We start from the raw sequence: 15787 nt of genomic DNA, 5'->3' as shown, positions 1-15787 counted from the left end.
TTTTAGTACCAACCTGAGCTGTGCCTGCGAATGAAGCCCAGAACCTGTTCTCTGGCCCGAACTTCATCGTCGGGGGCATAGTTTTCCGGATATTCCGGCATATCAAAGTTGTGCTTATGACGGAATATCGTCTCTTCAATCAACGGCTCAGGAAAAAAGCTGTTGGCCTGACGGTTAGCCTTCTGGCAAAGGGCTGGGCGACACAGCTCATCCTCTGAGGCCAGCAGCATGAAAGCCGGAACGACAGGCCATCGACCATGCCACGGATAATAATTACCCGGACGACAGCTTGGGTAATAAAGAGAGGCGGATTTCACCTTCTCAAATAATCCAAGGTCTGCAGTATCCTCAGCCCCCGGAATTGTCTTACCTAAAGCTGACAGAACCCCAGCCTCCAGAATGGCGGAGGCGCCATGGGAGTATCCCACTAAGTGAATATTATCCGGATCGATATGGCTTTTACTCAGAGCAAACTCTAACGAGACGAGTACATCCGCTGCCCGCACTGCAGGTAGCATTGCCATGCCTTGCGAAACCTTATCCGAGAAACGCTCAAAAACTGATTCCAACTGAGGCTGGTCGGCAAAAGCAGCTTCTCCACTCATTGCTTCGGGTGCGTAAAGGCTTCCGCTGTGTTTAGAAACACTCTCCATCACCCGATTATGGGAGAAACTGTCCGGCACCATCACTGCATATCCCTGCTGCAGAAAATAGTGACGGCGTTTGTCCATACTCTGGCTGTGCGCGCCGGATGCACCATGGAACAAAATGATCAGTGGATAACGCTTCCCATTGTCCGTCGTCCCGGGATAATACAGCTCATAATCCAGCTCCTGCTGTATAACCGACCATGGTTTCTTAACGGGACAGATAGCCTGATGATATTCACGGAATATCAGGTTGGTTCCGATACAGGCAGCGTCGTAAAGATCACCGGATGGTGTCAGCCAACTCATGACGATCATCATCAAATATTGACTGAACTCCGCCGGTGACATTGATGCTCCTTAAGCTCAGGAAATAGAAACAATCATCCGTACAGACTCATTCCATGGACATGGTGATAGGGATTTCACAGTCGTACTTATATTCCCAGAACAACTTGTGAACATGCTTCTTGGTGTAAGTGCAGCACTTCATGGTGCCCTGAGCATTGGGTGAACGGTCACAGAGCGTGGTATCCACGAACGCGGAGTAACCCAGCTCGGAATCATCGATGGAAAAGCTGGACTCACTGACATGCTTATCCAGTGCGTACTTCAGATAGAAGTGATCCGAGATTCCCTGCACATTAAGGGTGAACTTCCCGGTAGCAGAATGGGACGTGTTATTAACATCACCAATAGCTTTAACATCACCAGGCTGAAGAATAACCGGCGTAGTTGTCAGCGAGCAGCGGTTGTGGTCTTTTTTATCAGCACTGCACCCCGAAACCACAAATACGGTTCCAGTATTGTTTCTGATGGAGATTGTTCCCTCGTAAGTATCCGCATTACCAGCATGGGCAGAGCTGATTCCTGCGGTACCGAACAGTGCGCCGACAAGTCCGGCAGCCAGGACAACATCGCGAGACTTCAACATTTGTAAGCTCCGCCTGCTATTTTCGGAGCTGGAAAGATAGACCACGCAATCCAAACCGCCAGCCAAGTACCGGCTGGTACTGATTCTGTATGATTTCAGTAACTGAAGACCTGAACTTGTAAATATTACGTGATGGCTGGCAACACAAAACGCCTACAGCCCCTGTTCATGGCGATGCTAATATAATTCTCTTCTCTTGCTGCTGTCTGGCTGCTGGCGGAAGTTTCTTACTGGAGCGCTTTCATGAAATTCCTTTCCTCTCTTTTACTGTCCCTGCTTGTTATCACTTCCGCCCATGCAAAAGAGGTAGGTGGCGTCCAGCTCAAACCTTCCATTGAAGAAGATGGCAAGACCCTGAACCTTAACGGTGCCGGCATTCGTTCCAAGTTCTTTGTGGATGTTTATGTCGCCTCCCTTTATACCACCCAGCCAGAGAAGAAAGCTGCTCCCATCCTGGATGGCGAAATTCTGTCCGCTGTGCGTCTGGATATTATTTCCGGGCTGATCACTTCCGATAAAATGGTTTCTACTGTTGAGGAAGGCTTTAAAGAAGCCACCGATGGTAATGTCGCGCCGCTGCAGGAGCGTATTAACACCTTTATGCAGGTCTTCTCCAAAACTGAAATCAAAAAAGGCGAAAGCTTCACTTTGGTAGGTATTCCAAAGGTTGGTGTGACGGCCTACAGAAATGGTAAAGAGGTAATCACTATTCAGGGTGATGATTTCCGCAAGGCTCTGTTTGCCATCTGGCTGGGCCATAAACCTGCCAGCAAAACGCTGAAAAAAGAACTGCTGGCAGGCTAATGGTAAGCTCGATGTGATATCACTCGCTATCACATCGGGCGCAAACATCAGTTATAGTCCGCCTCCCTTTTTTATTCGATCAGGTCAGGCAACAGGCCCATGCTCAGTTATCGACACGGCTTTCATGCCGGCAACCACGCCGATGTTCTCAAACACCTTGTTCAGACACTGGTGCTTGAACACCTGACCAAAAAAGAAAAACCGCTGCGCTATATCGACACCCATTCCGCAACCGGCGGCTATGCACTGGATGACGCCTTTGCCCAGAAAACCAGCGAATGGCAGGAAGGCATTGGTCAGCTTTGGCAGGCTGAGAACCTTCCCGAGGAACTCTCCAGCTACCTTGATGTGATTCGTGAGTTCAACAGCAATAGCGAGAAGCTAAAGGTTTACCCGGGCTCCCCTTCTGTTGCAGAAGCTTTGCTGCGCCCCTACGACAAACTGGCGCTGTTTGAACTGCACTCAGCGGACTATCGAGATCTGGTCCGTAACTTCGAGGGCGATCGCCGGGTCAGCACCAGCAACACCGATGGTTTTAAAGGCCTGATTTCACTCCTGCCGCCAGTCGAGCGCCGAGCTTTTGTGTTGATCGACCCACCGTATGAGGTCAAGGACGATTACAAGACTGTGATCAAGACTCTGGAAGGCGCAATGCAGCGTTTTGCCACCGGTGTTTATGCGGTCTGGTATCCCATGCTCGACAGCGAACACTCCCGCATGTTCCCGCGCAATCTTGAGCGTATGGGCGCTCAGAAGTGGCTGCATGTAACTCTACAGGTACGTGGCAAGCAGACTGGCGGTATGTACGGCAGCGGCATGTTCGTGGTGAACCCGCCATGGATGCTGGAAAAGCAGTTGAAGGATGTACTCCCTCAACTGACAGCGCGTCTGAAACAATCTCCAGACGCGACCTTCAATATCAAATCCTTTGGCATGGATTAAGCGATTAATCGGCTTCGGATAAAGATTGGGCAGACACTTCGGCGGCGACAGTGTCTTCCCGATCATCAGACTCCAGCCGTTCAATCAGCCAGGCAATGATGTGCGCCATCACTATACCGGCCACCCAGATAGTGCAGGCCTGAGCAATAATACCCACCGTTATCATATCCCAGGACTTGGCCAGATCATTTGTGGGCAGCCCGAGTGCAACCGGCCAGTTGGTGAAGGCAATCAGAAAGAACGCCAGAGAGCCAGATGCGGTTGCTACAGCATTGGAGAAGCGCATCCGAACATGGGGCTTCTCACTGATAAAGCGCACCCACCGGAACACCCGGATATCTATATATCCCCCCACATTCACCGCAACGATGGCTCCCAGAAAAATAGGGTAAGGCAAACCGGCTTTCCAGGAACAAAAGAATGCCACTGTCGTTGGAATAGTCAGCATGTGGAAAAGAGTTTTCCGGAAAGGAACCTCTGCCTGTTCCGCATAATGCTGAACAAATGAACGCCCCACATCCAACAGCGGGATAACGGTAATGGCCGAAAGCGGCAACCAGACATCAATCCCGAACCAGGTTCCCAAAGAGAAAGGTATGGTGGAACCATACTGACTGATAACCGAGGCAGCAGAAAAAATTATTAACCACAGACCATATTTCTGGAGTGGAGTCATGGGCAAGAGTCCCCATACAGCAAAAAGGAGTTCAGCAGCTGATTGCTCAGCTGGTCTGATTTACGTGTTAGCCCTTAAAAAAATAGTCGGATTAATTGATTCGTCTGCTTAATCGGCATCGGCGTCCTGCTTTGTACTCAACAACATATTTTCAAGAATCACATCCTGCCCGCTCCCACCCACTGCCGAGAGCAACCCCCAACCATCACGATGGAATACGCCGGAAGCCAGTAGGACACGACCTTCCTTATCGTAGTAAGCCACGATAGAACCCTTTGAAGCCGGCTCTGAGAACTCCCAGTCCAGAGTCAGCTCATTACCCCGACACTCAAAGTTCCAGGGTTCTGTCCGGAATTTTTGAATATGTCGCCCCTCGATTACGGTTATCTGCGGCCATGTTTCTTCGCCCTGTTGCCGCACAGGCAGCAAAATATCCAGAGCCCCGGTTCGAGAATTACCCCATAGCCCGCGGTAATACCCTGAAGGAATCAGACACTCCGTTTTATTGCTCACTGACTCCTGCATAAGGCCATGTCCATCGAGGGGATAAGTGCTCTGGCCATCCAGCAGAAATGAAGTCAGGGAAGACAACGTGCCGCCAATAGCCGGAAGTGTCAGGTAGTAGAGATGGTCCTGAATAAAGTAGCGTTTGAACGCTTCCGGCACGACAGCGCGCCAGTCACCTTTCAGGTTGGCATAGAGTTCTGAGAAAGGCCGCTTATATTGGGTTCCGGCAATGATGACCGACTCTTGTTTACCGGCATACCACTTGGCAGCTCTCACAAAAGCTTTGACGTCCTTCCAGTGATGCCAGAGATACCATCCGGTGTAGCCGGCAGTTCCCACCGCAGCAAGTGCCAATCCATTGCGAAGCGCCCATCGTGGCCAGGACGATGTGCCGATCCACACACCGCTGATTTCCAGTGAGGAGTGCGCACGGTTCCATTGCAGATTCAGATCGAGATGATAACCATCAGGAGAATCGTAAACCGCTTCAAGAGTATCGCCATGGCAGGACATACTGGCGGTCTGCCGATCCAGCCAGACTTCATAAACAAGAGAGTCACGGCTGATGTTTCCTCCCGAAGCTCGAGAGGCTTGTTCATTGTCGAACACACGATAGATGACCCGGAAATCTCCGGATGTGGTCACAAGAAGGGTTAAGGCATCAAATCCGGCACCAATCTGATGAGCCGTATACATTCCCGGAGGGAAGGTGCAGTGACTATCACGCCCACCAGCCATGCTGAGGTCTGAAGCCGTTAGCAGCAGGCTGATAAGAACAACGGAAATATATCGCCAGTCCTTATCTCGGAACAAGCCCTCAAACGCAGCGCCCTGAACGGCCATCAACTGGCTCTCCCTTACTTCCCCGACCAAGGGAAGCAAGGTAGTCGAGGGATGTCAGGACGCCAGTGTTGTTTTGTTATTCGTTTGTACGCCTGTATTTTTTAACTCACCAGCCACTCTCTGGCTTTCTGCAAACGTATCTTCCGAGCCTTGCCGGCAATCGATAACAACGCAGTATCTCTTTTCCAGATTTGCTGCTCTTCCGGGCTTGGGAGCGTGGCGATAAATGTCTCCAGAAGATTCTTCAGCAATGGCGCCATACCACCAATGGCCAGATGTGTTTGCGGGCATTCCCCGCGCTCCCAGCAGGTTTCCAGAATGCTGAAGAGGGCAATGGCTGTTTCCACCAGCTCTGGCTGATTCAAATCCTGACTCTTGCGGGCAAGCATCCCCAAAACAGCCGCCTGAACATGCATATCTTCCTGCAACCGGAAAGGCTTGATGTAGTTCTGGTAACCATCTCCTGTCAGCAGCTCTTCTTCTGACAACGACACATTGTCGAAATCGATCATGGCGTGGGCCAGTTCCGGAATCATGGGCAGAGCCGGCATATTGTTGAAAATGATGCCGTCGCTACCGGCATCAACAGCAGCCATTTTCAAAACCGGGCGGCCATTCTGTTCCTCACCCGTATTGAGGGCCACGAACAGCAGGTCAGCATCGCTGCCACCGGACACAAAACGTTTATGACCACTGATACGGTAGCCATCCTGATCAGCCGTTAAACGGGCATGAATGCTGCGGGGATGACCGCCCTTCTCTTCGGTAATACATAACGCCATAAGGCCAGGATTCTGCTGAAAAGCCGGTAACAGGCTGCGAATCGCCCACTGGTAACCGCAGGAGAATGCCCAGGCAAAACGATCGGAAAGGCTTCCCATCACAAAAGCCTGTTCAAGCGTTTGAGTTCTGCCTTGTTCATCAAGCTGAGAAAAATATCTCTGCCACCACAATTTCCATTCCTGAAAGTTCTCAAGTTCAGGAACCGGCATCTGAAGTAATGCACGCAGGTTTGTCATTGTTATTCACCTGTAATCTCCAACAGCTAAGCTTATCAGGTCAGCAAGGAATAATAATGCCTATGGACCCGCAAAAGCCCAGCCAGCCCGGATCAGTTTCCACCCAGCCGTTAACGGCCCCCGAAACACACGACACTGAACATAAGAACACGCCAAAAGCAGAAGAGAAGAAATACCTTCCCGAGCCGGATGCTGACCGGCACAGCCAGGCGGCCCGGAGCCTGCAGGATTTTAAAGTTACGGCTCAACCGGTAAAAACATCACGTATCAAGGCCTTGTCCAACTGGGCTTATAAGCAACTGGTCACTATTCGCAGTGCCATTATCGGGGTGATCCCAACCGGGCTGAAGAATGCGGCTCAGGATATGAAGAATCTGACCAGCAGCCGCGAGTTTGGTACCCGTTATCCACAGGGCATTCCTGACAGTGAACTCAAACACTTTCATACACCACGAATCGTCGTACTCAGCGGTATGTCCGTAAATCCGCTCTACCATGCCCTGCTCTGTTTTGGCGATCCGCTGAGTGATGATGCCCGGTTTATTCAGATCAACGATACCAATGCTCATCCGGAAGTGATGAACAGAGATCAGTTTGTGGAATTTCTGAAGGCCGAAGGTGGGGATGTGAAGTTTGTCTACCAGCCTAAACCCACTGAACAGTCCGAGGATCCGAAAACCAAAGAGGCCTCTGGCAAGTATCTGCAGAGAGTGACCGGAAGAAAATGGCGCTGGATGCCCCACTCGAATTGTCTCACCTTCTGCACACGATATTTAAAGCAGGCAGGTTACGATACCAAACAGCTGAAGGCGGCCATCGATGTTCCCCGCCTCCACATTGTTGAACGTCAAAATCAGGCAAAACAGAAAAACATGGCTAATCTGCGCAATAAGTTCTCTCAGCTTCCTCCTGAGCAAAGAACGATCTCCGCGCCCATTATTCCGCCGCAAAACAGCGCTGCTGCAGCCAATAAACCGGAGCCTCCCGATGCCTGAATTGACCGCCCCAGCCAGTTTCACAAATCTGTCACCACAGTGTCACCGAAACGTAAGCCCCCTTTCATAGTCTTCTTACTGAGAGCTTCTTTTTCAGGGAACCACTATTCGGGGCTTACCTATGGAATCAATTACCCGCCAGGCTGTTGTTAGAAAACCCGCCCGGGAGTCGGCCTTTGTGGCAGGCTTTGCGGAAACCGCAGAGGATATGGAAGATATCTTCAGACTCCGCTACGAGGTTTTCAACAGTGCATTCAGCGGTAATCTGGCCGGCATGCAGAACCGTGATGAACCGGATCTGGACAATGACCATTACGATGCACACTGCAAACACCTGCTGGTACGGGATGCCCGCACGGGTGAGGCCATAGCTACAACCCGTCTGCTCACCGATGAAGCCGCCGGTATGGTCGGTCACTTTTACAGCCAGAGTGAGTTTTTCCTGCCCGGGCTAACCAGCCTTTCCGGTAAGGTTCTGGAGCTCGGTCGTACCTGTATCAAGGAAAACTACCGGGATGGCGCAGCCATCTTCACGCTCTGGCAGACACTGGCCCGTTACCTTGCAGACAACCGTTTCCGCTTCCTGATCGGCTGCGCCAGCATCTCTATGGATGATGGTGGCATCCAGACCGAAGCCATCATGAAAGATATCCGCCAGAAGTACCTGGATACCTCTCAGATCAATGCCAAACCCAAGACGCCGGTGCCTTCTATCCAACTACCTGAGAATGTTGTGGCACGTGTTCCGGCCCTGCTGAAAACCTATCTGCGCCTGGGTGCTCGTGTGTGTGGTGAGCCTTGCTGGGATAAAGAGTTTGGCTGCGCCGATGTGTTTATCCTGCTGGATATGCACAACCTTTGCCCACGCTATGCTCGTCGGTTCCATCTGGAAAACTGGAAACCCTGAGACCGGATCAAAACGAGAAACACTATGACCGCGCTAATCAATGAAGTCGAGCAGGACGAAGTCAGTCTGGCTGCTGCCGCGGAGTTTCCCCTGACTGTCCTTCTGCGGCGTATCTGGCGGGCCACCGCCATTGTCGGCATTATCGCTCTGGGTATAGTGCTGGCGTTCTGGATCCAGCTGCTGATCTGGGCCGAGCCGTCCCGCACACCATCCAAATGGGTGAATGACTTGCGTCTGAATCTGAAGCAGTGGTGGCTGGGTCTGCTATGCAAAACCATGGGCGTTAAAATCCATAAACGTGGTGGCCCATGGACCGGCACTACGTTGATGGTCTGCAACCATATCTCCTGGCTGGATATCCCCATTCTGGCCACCAGCCTGCCGTTTCACTTTCTGGCCAAGTCAGAAATCCGCAAATGGCCGATTATTGGCTGGCTGGCAGCGGTTACAGGCACGCTTTTTATCCGCAGGGGATCAGGTGACAGCCGTTCCATTACCCGACAACTGTCCTGTTACCTCAGCCTGGGCAACAGCATTCTGTTCTTTCCGGAAGGCACCACTTCCGATGGCAACCGGGTGCTGCCCTTCCACAGTCGTTTGTTTGAGAGTGCCATAACCAGTGATGTGGTTATCCAGCCGATTACCCTGGCTTACTGCGAAGCCGGACGCCCTCATCCCAGAGCACCTTTTATTGGCGATGACAGTCTGGTGCCGCATATCTGGCAGATGCTGGGCGAGAAACAGATCCATATTCATCTGGTCTACCACCCTCCACTCAAGCCCAGCACCCGTGATGCACGTGCTTTGGCCAAAGAGACGGAAGAGATGATTCGCAAGGGTCTGACGGACATTTTCCCCTTGGTACAACTACCCCAAAACAGTCGGCAGGCTGTGGGATCTATCCGAATGAATGGCACACGGGGCAAACCATCATCAAAACCCAGGGCCGAAAAAGCCTGATATTACTAAACCTATAAAATTAAAAAGGGGTGCTATGAAAGCGCCCCTTTGTTATTCACTGACAATGGAATCAGCTTTCAACCATCTTCACCGGATCAAACTGGGCGATCTTGGCTTTCCACTCTTCAGGACCTGTCTGGTGAACAGAGCTGCCGCGGGTATCTACAGCAACTGTTACCGGCATATCCTTCACATCAAACTCGTAGATCGCTTCCATTCCCAATTCCGGGAAAGCGACAACTTCAGCCTTTTTCACGGCCTGGGCAACGAGGTAAGCCGCGCCGCCAACAGCCATCAGGTAAGTGGCCTTGTTATCGCGAATCGCTTCAATAGCGACCGGGCCACGTTCAGCCTTACCGATCATTCCGATCAGACCAGTCTCTTCCAGCATGGTGCGGGTGAACTTATCCATACGGGTAGAGGTGGTTGGACCGGCAGGACCAACAGCTTCATCACGCACCGGATCAACCGGGCCCACGTAGTAGATAAAGCGGTTCTTGAGATCAACCGGCAACTCTTCACCTTTGGAGAGCATATCTACCATTTTCTTGTGAGCCGCATCACGACCAGTGAGCATCTTGCCACTTAGAAGAACAGTGTCGCCTGGCTGCCAGGCTTCCATCTCTTCCTTGGTAACAGTATTCAGGTCAACGCGGCGAACATTCTCATCCACTTCCCAGCTGATTTCAGGGTAGTCATCAAGGCTTGGAGGTGTCAGTTCAGCCGCACCGGAGCCATCCAGCTCGAAGTGCGCATGACGGGTGGCCGCACAGTTAGGAATCATCGCTACAGGCAAGGACGCTGCGTGGGTCGGGTAGTCCTTGATCTTGATATCCAGAACTGTGGTCAGACCACCAAGGCCCTGAGCACCGATGCCCAGCTTGTTCACGGCTTCAAAGATTTCCAGACGCAGCTCTTCGGCACGGTTCTGCGGGCCACGCTCCTGCAATTCATGGATATCCACAGGATCCATCAAAGACTCTTTGGCCATTACCGCCGCCTTCTCAGCGGTCCCGCCAATACCAAGACCGAGCATGCCCGGAGGACACCAGCCCGCACCCATGGTGGGCACAGTCTTCACCACCCAATCCACAATGCTGTCGGATGGGTTCAGCATCACCAGCTTGGATTTGTTCTCAGAGCCGCCGCCCTTGGCTGCTACCTGAAAATCAACGGTATCACCAGGCACCAGTTCGGTATGAATAACCGCAGGCGTGTTGTCTTTGGTGTTCTGACGTTTGCCTGCCGGGTCAGCAAGAATGGAGGCACGCAGCACATTGTCAGGATGGGTGTAGGCCTGACGGACACCTTCATTAATCAGGTCATCCAGGCTCTTTTCCGTATCAAAGCGCACATTCATGCCCACTTTCACGAAGACCGTCACAATGCCCGTATCCTGGCACAGCGGACGCTTGCCCATGGCACACATACGGGAATTAATCAGGATCTGCGCCATGGCATCCTTGGCAGCAGGCGACTCTTCCTTTTCCCAGGCTTTATGAACAGCCTGGATAAAGTCCACGGGGTGGTAATAAGAAATGAACTGCAGCGCATTCGCGACACTCTGCACAACATCATCTTCACGGATCACGACCATGATGTTGGACTCCCTCATCCGACTTGATTTAATAATTTATTTAAATTGTTGTTTTGCGGCGCCATTATATCACCGGAGGCCGAGGTGTCTGCCACAGCACAGCAGAAAAGATTTCTATTGCTGCAATAGCCCTTAAGATGTTTATCTTGGGCTGGTACATTGAATAAACAGTTCACAGATAACGGTGTATTAGGTCGGGATCAAGCCAATGGCTGAGATTCAATTCGATGGTAATACTTACCACAATGCCGAGGGTGAATCCGTTCTGGATACCCTGCTGAGAAATCACGCTCAGGTGCCCTGGTCGTGTCGAGCAGGCTTGTGTCATTCCTGCATGCTGCAAGCAACAGATGGTTTGATTCCATCAGCTGCCCAAATCGGTTTAACCCAGGAGCAAAAATCAGATCAGCTATTTCTGGCCTGCCAGTGTTATCCCGAATCCTCTCTCACAGTCCAACCTCTTCGCCGTGCCCTGCAACCTATGCAGGCCATTATTACCCGTAAGAACCTGTTATCTCCGACGCTGTTGGAAGTAACCTTCTCACCACGGTTGCCTATCAATTACCGCCCCGGACAGTTCCTTTCTCTGTCCCGGGAGAAAGAGATTGCAGGAAGCCGCTACACTTTGATCTCCCGTCCCTGGGCAGAGCCGGATCTGCGAATTCATGTGCACAGAAAGGTGGGTGGTGACTTTTCGGCCTGGCTATTCGATGAAGCTCATCAGGGGCAAATGTTCTGGCTGAATGGCCTGGGTGGAGAGTGCTGTTACCATCCGGATGACAGCAGTGCTTATGTGGTGGTGGGTGTTGAGCAAGGGATAGGGGCTGCCCTGGCTGTCGCCGATGATATCCACTGGCATGATGCCAGAGTATCAGCTCAGATCATGCTCTGCGGTGAACTCACCGGCCATGCCATTCCTGACGCAAACACCTTAACCGTCGAAAGCAAAAAGCAGCTACCGGAAATAGCTACGCCTCTGTTGGCGGACCATAAGTTTCGCGATGCGCGCTGGCTCATGTTCGGCAAGCCCAAAGCGGTTCTGGGTTTTGCAGCATGGCTGGGGGAACAGGGCGTACCCCGTGAGAGAGTTATTCCGCTGGCTTACCGCAGTCTTTAGTTTTCAGAGGCCGCTAGTATTAAGAGCAAGTCTTTAAGAACCAGCCCCTAAAATCTCAACCGGTGTCGTTAATACCAAATCGGGCAAAGAACCATTTTCAAATGCCAGCTCAACAAACCAGGCCTTGTAACCAGATGCTGGCGGTTTGATATCCACATCGATAGAACAACGCACGAAAGCCTTGTTGTATTTCACCTCAGTGCACCAGGCTTTTAAATCCGAAGATTTATAGCTTTCCCCCAACGGCTGCAGCGTAGTCTTTCGGAAGTCCCGGGCATTGGGATTCACAGCCTGCCAGAGCGTCACCCGCACCGGTTTTTCTGATGCCATCAGCTCACCGCCGGACGCAGACAGTTTCTCGGTATCCAGTGACGGGAACTCTTTACCCTGCAAAATATATCCGACAAAGCTGCTGATAGTATCCGTTACTCTCTGCGCATCTTCCCGGTAAATATAATGCCGACTGTTGGGATAGGTTCTCAGCAGTTTGGTGCCGTCCAGATCGGACCAATAGTGACGGGTTCCATCTGGCGGAAAAAAGTCATCTCCAGAGGCTGTAATCACATACTTCGGTAGCGTCAGATAACGCCGGTAGGAGAATGGATCAACCAACTCCATCAGTCGATGCATCGCGGGTGTATGTAGCTGGTCAATCACATTTTGGCCTTCGGCCATATAAGGCTGAAGCGGGGGAATCCAATGACCATAAACGCGCTTCAAATGATCAAGACTCTGCTGCACATTAAGAACATCAATCACCATCGGTGCAATGGCAACCACACGGCTATCAACAGCTGCCGTTAACCATGTCACCCAGCCCCGCTTGGAACCGCCGGTTACGATAAAAGATTCCGGGGCTTTATCACTCATCAATGCCTGTACGACATCCATCGCCTTAACAATGGCTCTGGTCATGGGAAGCTGCACCGGACAATCAGTACAGGTGGGATCCTTCAGAAACGCTGCCCAGCTTCGGGCGATAATTTCATCTTCCTTGCGAGGGCTTTCTCCCTCAATAAACAGATACTGATTTGGTACATCCTTGATCTCCGCCACCAGCGTGCCGGTGTCACGGGCAAGCGCGGCCAGATCCAGCTGATCCAACCCTTCATAACCCCTGATATTATCGCGGGTGTTGCGGCTCCCACCGGTCACATGAAGAATCGCCGGCTTATCGGTTTGATAACCATCAGGGACCACAACTGTTATTCGGTGTTGCCAAAGAGCCGGGGTGAACTTCAGACCCGCAGGGCTCCAGCTTTGTGACGTCATGGAGAGATGAATGACATTCACCCCATTCTGCTTCTGCCCACCCAGCACTTCCCAACTAAATTCGGGAACCTTGCGAGAGATAAATTCAGCCAGCGCTCCGCTGTTCACAACAGGGCGATTGTTATCCATAACCTGTCCCGGAGTGATCTCGGCCATACAGGTAAGAGCCTGGAGCAAAACAATGGGCAAACCCAGCTTTCTCCAAAATCTTGCTCTTGTCATCAAGGCACTCACTTGAACTATCGCTCCCGCTGATATTTTTTCAATCTCATTTGTTTACCCAGTCCCTGAACCACCTGTTATTAACCTTATGCCCTGAACATCCCGAGGAGAACAATGTAGACTGTTCCACCCGCCATATAACAACAAACAGGTTAAGAGAGGGTAACAATGAGCGAACATGTCCGTTCTGAAGTGCGTGAGGCTACCCAGATAATCAGCATCAACCGTCCTGAGCGGAAAAATGCCCTGACCCACGCCATGTACGACGCCCTCAGCTCTGCAATCATTTCAGCTGACAGTAACCCGGAAATCCGCACCATTATCCTGACCGGCACCACTGAGTGCTTTACCGCCGGTAATGATCTGGGTGATTTTCTGCAAAATCCACCACTGGGGGAAGACTCTCCAGTCTCCCGTTTTATGGTCGCGCTGCTGGAATGCACCAAGCCGGTGATTGCTGCCATCAATGGTCCGGCTGTCGGCATTGGTACAACGTTGCTGCTGCACTGTGATCTGGTCTATGCCGGTCTGCAAAGTCACCTGCAGACGCCGTTCACTCGCCTTGGCCTTTGCCCGGAATATGCTTCCAGCCTGCTTATGCCACAATTGCTGGGACATCGCAAAGCCTTTGAGATGCTGGTGCTGGGAGAGCCAATGGGCGCAGAAGAAGCTCTGCGCACCGGACTGGTGAATGGTATTGGTGATGACTACCTTGAGCAGGCTATTGCCCGGGCGGCCCAGATCGCTCAGCTGCCGCCTGCATCTGTACGTCTGGGTAAAAAGCTGATGACTTCAGCTCAGCGGGAAGAAGTACGTACCATGATTAAAACAGAGATGGCCGCCTTTGGTGAGCGACTGACGTCCGAGGAAGCCAAAGAAGCCTTCTCGGCCTTTGCTGCCAAGCGGGCTCCTGACTTCAGTCGCTTTAGTTAATACGCAATAATTACAGTCGGGCTTACCAAAGCTCGACTGTATCCAGACCAAACAGCCACCAGCTGCCTTCTTCCTGCTCAGGCTCTTCCACAACCTCAACAATTTCCGGTGCCGCCAGCACCATCAACGGTTGCAGCATCCGGGTCTGCCCCAGCTCATCCTTTCCGGAACGCCAGCTGACAAACTGCAAAGGGCCATCACCCAGCAGTTCCTGCTTACTGGCCGGATCGTAGGGCGGTGAAGTCAGCTCGGAGTAACGCAGGTAATAGGTCTGGCCACCTGCGGCATTGATTTGAAAGCCGCCAATACGATTAAAGTTCACCGGTTGTTCTTCGAGAAAACTGTCTTCCATAAAGAACAGATCCTGACCAAAGGCCGGACGCTTCAGTACAACGTCATACTTTCCCGGCTCCAGATTAAACAGCGCGTAGCCGTTGCTTTTGATATTCACCGCCACATCGCCGTTTACATAAACGGAGGGTGCTTCCAGCTCATCCTCAGCCCATTCGCTGTAGGGGCGATAAATCACCAGATAGGCGCGATCTTCCGGTGCGGCACCGGGAGCCTGAAAGCGTGGACCATCGACAGGATCAAAGAAGGCGCCCAGGGTACGATCCCAGGTACAACCTGTAAGAAAGAAAAGCATGCCGAGAGCAGCCAAAAGCCTGATCATTATTGTTATTCTCCGTCAGGGCGGTTTGTGTGAGCTTTCCCGATAATAGGGAGGAGTGCAATCCGTGGGATTGACCTGTTAACCTGTTATTGCAAAGCTTACGGTCAATGCAGCTTTATGCCAAACAGATAGAGTAACCTTGTAGTCTTGCGCAGTGTTCCCCGTTAGCTGCCACAATAATAAGAACAACAAGCAATAATGTAGACCTGACATGGCCAGACTGTTCGTTACCACGCCTCGCTCTCTTCCTCTGCTCAGCACCCTGTTGCTGCTCCTGACCTTGCCTGTTAAAGCAGAAGAGAAGCCCGCTGAAGAACAGCCTGTCGATAATCCTGATATCCCGACCTACGATATTGGCGATAACTTTCACCAGTATCCACCGGATTATCGAGAGCCAGATCCTGAAGCGCCGGTTCGCTACGGTCGCTCTACGTCCAAGTCTTTCCCGCTGCAGGCCCTTGATGTGGCCGAGCTTTCAGAAGCTCAGGTACCAGGAGCTCTGCAGGCTACTGCTGCCGGTGAAGAACTGAGTGAGCAGGAATCTCAACTGCTGAACAGTGATGGTACAACAACGATTGAAGAGCTGGAAAACAGTGGTGTGATCTCATTATTGCAGCCTGTCGCCGATGGTCCAATCAATAACACCAGCCGGGTGACCATTAACAATCAGACTTACAATACCGACTCTGCCAGTGGCGTGAATGTGCAGATGGATGCGGTGATTACCACCCGAAACTAA

The 15787-nt window shown here is 51.8% G+C and carries 16 protein-coding genes; 8 read left to right on the top strand and 8 right to left on the bottom strand.

Annotated features, from left to right (window positions below; translation table 11 throughout):
- Positions 1-2: 2 nt before the first annotated feature.
- Positions 3-998 (bottom strand): dienelactone hydrolase family protein, encoded by a 996-nt coding sequence (locus EHSB41UT_RS00835; protein WP_087105956.1) that lies wholly within the window; start codon positions 996-998, stop codon positions 3-5.
- A 46-nt stretch (positions 999-1044) separates the two neighbouring features.
- Positions 1045-1581, bottom strand: a complete 537-nt coding sequence (locus EHSB41UT_RS00830) for a hypothetical protein (RefSeq protein ID WP_087105954.1) — start codon at positions 1579-1581, stop codon at positions 1045-1047.
- Between the two features lie 243 nt (positions 1582-1824).
- On the opposite strand from EHSB41UT_RS00830, the gene EHSB41UT_RS00825 reads away from it, so the two are divergent.
- Both EHSB41UT_RS00825 and EHSB41UT_RS00820 read left to right on the top strand, forming a co-directional pair.
- Entirely contained in the window at positions 1825-2385 is a 561-nt protein-coding gene (locus EHSB41UT_RS00825; RefSeq protein WP_087105953.1) for a chalcone isomerase family protein, read from the top strand.
- 99 nt (positions 2386-2484) lie between these two features.
- Complete coding sequence (locus EHSB41UT_RS00820; protein WP_087105951.1) at positions 2485-3327, top strand: 23S rRNA (adenine(2030)-N(6))-methyltransferase RlmJ; 843 nt, start codon at positions 2485-2487, stop codon at positions 3325-3327.
- A gap of 4 nt (positions 3328-3331) precedes the next feature.
- On the opposite strand, the gene EHSB41UT_RS00815 is transcribed toward EHSB41UT_RS00820, so the two are convergent.
- From EHSB41UT_RS00815 to EHSB41UT_RS00805, 3 genes are all read right to left on the bottom strand, one after another.
- Positions 3332-4003, bottom strand: coding sequence for a hypothetical protein (locus tag EHSB41UT_RS00815; protein WP_087105949.1), 672 nt, complete (start codon positions 4001-4003; stop codon positions 3332-3334).
- Between the two features lie 108 nt (positions 4004-4111).
- Positions 4112-5353, bottom strand: coding sequence for a hypothetical protein (locus EHSB41UT_RS00810; protein ID WP_087105947.1), 1242 nt, complete (start codon positions 5351-5353; stop codon positions 4112-4114).
- Between the two features lie 101 nt (positions 5354-5454).
- Positions 5455-6372, bottom strand: coding sequence for an acyl-CoA dehydrogenase family protein (locus tag EHSB41UT_RS00805; protein ID WP_087105945.1), 918 nt, complete (start codon positions 6370-6372; stop codon positions 5455-5457).
- Between the two features lie 56 nt (positions 6373-6428).
- On the opposite strand from EHSB41UT_RS00805, the gene EHSB41UT_RS00800 reads away from it, so the two are divergent.
- From EHSB41UT_RS00800 to EHSB41UT_RS00790, 3 genes are all read left to right on the top strand, one after another.
- Positions 6429-7367, top strand: a complete 939-nt coding sequence (locus EHSB41UT_RS00800; protein WP_087105943.1) for a hypothetical protein — start codon at positions 6429-6431, stop codon at positions 7365-7367.
- 121 nt (positions 7368-7488) lie between these two features.
- Positions 7489-8274, top strand: coding sequence for a GNAT family N-acetyltransferase (locus tag EHSB41UT_RS00795; RefSeq protein WP_087105941.1), 786 nt, complete (start codon positions 7489-7491; stop codon positions 8272-8274).
- Between the two features lie 24 nt (positions 8275-8298).
- Positions 8299-9234, top strand: a complete 936-nt coding sequence (locus tag EHSB41UT_RS00790; RefSeq protein ID WP_087105939.1) for a lysophospholipid acyltransferase family protein — start codon at positions 8299-8301, stop codon at positions 9232-9234.
- A 70-nt stretch (positions 9235-9304) separates the two neighbouring features.
- Here the strand turns inward: EHSB41UT_RS00790 and EHSB41UT_RS00785 are convergent, their stop codons facing one another.
- Positions 9305-10831, bottom strand: a complete 1527-nt coding sequence (locus EHSB41UT_RS00785) for a fumarate hydratase (RefSeq protein ID WP_087105937.1) — start codon at positions 10829-10831, stop codon at positions 9305-9307.
- Positions 10832-11039: 208 nt separating this feature from the next.
- Between EHSB41UT_RS00785 and EHSB41UT_RS00780 the strand changes: the two genes are divergently transcribed.
- Positions 11040-11948, top strand: a complete 909-nt coding sequence (locus EHSB41UT_RS00780) for a 2Fe-2S iron-sulfur cluster-binding protein (protein WP_087105935.1) — start codon at positions 11040-11042, stop codon at positions 11946-11948.
- A gap of 33 nt (positions 11949-11981) precedes the next feature.
- Here EHSB41UT_RS00780 and EHSB41UT_RS00775 read toward each other — a convergent pair whose 3' ends face one another.
- Entirely contained in the window at positions 11982-13349 is a 1368-nt protein-coding gene (locus EHSB41UT_RS00775) for a PhoPQ-activated protein PqaA family protein (RefSeq protein WP_165767110.1), read from the bottom strand.
- A 261-nt stretch (positions 13350-13610) separates the two neighbouring features.
- Here EHSB41UT_RS00775 and EHSB41UT_RS00770 point away from each other — a divergent pair, with 261 nt between their 5' ends.
- Complete coding sequence (locus EHSB41UT_RS00770) at positions 13611-14375, top strand: enoyl-CoA hydratase (RefSeq protein ID WP_087105931.1); 765 nt, start codon at positions 13611-13613, stop codon at positions 14373-14375.
- A gap of 22 nt (positions 14376-14397) precedes the next feature.
- On the opposite strand, the gene EHSB41UT_RS00765 is transcribed toward EHSB41UT_RS00770, so the two are convergent.
- Positions 14398-15048, bottom strand: coding sequence for a DUF2846 domain-containing protein (locus tag EHSB41UT_RS00765; protein ID WP_087105929.1), 651 nt, complete (start codon positions 15046-15048; stop codon positions 14398-14400).
- 211 nt (positions 15049-15259) lie between these two features.
- Between EHSB41UT_RS00765 and EHSB41UT_RS00760 the strand changes: the two genes are divergently transcribed.
- Complete coding sequence (locus tag EHSB41UT_RS00760) at positions 15260-15787, top strand: hypothetical protein (RefSeq protein ID WP_087105928.1); 528 nt, start codon at positions 15260-15262, stop codon at positions 15785-15787.

The sequence above is a fragment of the Parendozoicomonas haliclonae genome, from assembly GCF_900174585.1.
Lineage (GTDB): Bacteria > Pseudomonadota > Gammaproteobacteria > Pseudomonadales > Endozoicomonadaceae > Sansalvadorimonas > Sansalvadorimonas haliclonae.
The sequence above is the reverse complement of the archived record's forward strand: the minus strand, read 5'-3'. Positions and strand labels throughout refer to the sequence as shown.

Excerpts from the sequence above, each read along its gene's own strand:
- EHSB41UT_RS00795 (WP_087105941.1), top strand. The coding sequence starts at position 7,489 with ATGGAATCAATTACCCGCCAGGCTGTTGTTAGAAAACCCGCCCGGGAG.
- EHSB41UT_RS00835 (WP_087105956.1), bottom strand. The coding sequence starts at position 998 with ATGTCACCGGCGGAGTTCAGTCAATATTTGATGATGATCGTCATGAGT.
- EHSB41UT_RS00830 (WP_087105954.1), bottom strand. The coding sequence starts at position 1,581 with ATGTTGAAGTCTCGCGATGTTGTCCTGGCTGCCGGACTTGTCGGCGCA.
- EHSB41UT_RS00790 (WP_087105939.1), top strand. The coding sequence starts at position 8,299 with ATGACCGCGCTAATCAATGAAGTCGAGCAGGACGAAGTCAGTCTGGCT.
- EHSB41UT_RS00780 (WP_087105935.1), top strand. The coding sequence starts at position 11,040 with ATGGCTGAGATTCAATTCGATGGTAATACTTACCACAATGCCGAGGGT.
- EHSB41UT_RS00800 (WP_087105943.1), top strand. The coding sequence starts at position 6,429 with ATGCCTATGGACCCGCAAAAGCCCAGCCAGCCCGGATCAGTTTCCACC.
- EHSB41UT_RS00825 (WP_087105953.1), top strand. The coding sequence starts at position 1,825 with ATGAAATTCCTTTCCTCTCTTTTACTGTCCCTGCTTGTTATCACTTCC.
- EHSB41UT_RS00760 (WP_087105928.1), top strand. The coding sequence starts at position 15,260 with ATGGCCAGACTGTTCGTTACCACGCCTCGCTCTCTTCCTCTGCTCAGC.
- EHSB41UT_RS00775 (WP_165767110.1), bottom strand. The coding sequence starts at position 13,349 with ATGGATAACAATCGCCCTGTTGTGAACAGCGGAGCGCTGGCTGAATTT.
- EHSB41UT_RS00805 (WP_087105945.1), bottom strand. The coding sequence starts at position 6,372 with ATGACAAACCTGCGTGCATTACTTCAGATGCCGGTTCCTGAACTTGAG.
- EHSB41UT_RS00810 (WP_087105947.1), bottom strand. The coding sequence starts at position 5,353 with ATGGCCGTTCAGGGCGCTGCGTTTGAGGGCTTGTTCCGAGATAAGGAC.
- EHSB41UT_RS00785 (WP_087105937.1), bottom strand. The coding sequence starts at position 10,831 with ATGGTCGTGATCCGTGAAGATGATGTTGTGCAGAGTGTCGCGAATGCG.
- EHSB41UT_RS00820 (WP_087105951.1), top strand. The coding sequence starts at position 2,485 with ATGCTCAGTTATCGACACGGCTTTCATGCCGGCAACCACGCCGATGTT.
- EHSB41UT_RS00765 (WP_087105929.1), bottom strand. The coding sequence starts at position 15,048 with ATGATCAGGCTTTTGGCTGCTCTCGGCATGCTTTTCTTTCTTACAGGT.
- EHSB41UT_RS00815 (WP_087105949.1), bottom strand. The coding sequence starts at position 4,003 with ATGACTCCACTCCAGAAATATGGTCTGTGGTTAATAATTTTTTCTGCT.
- EHSB41UT_RS00770 (WP_087105931.1), top strand. The coding sequence starts at position 13,611 with ATGAGCGAACATGTCCGTTCTGAAGTGCGTGAGGCTACCCAGATAATC.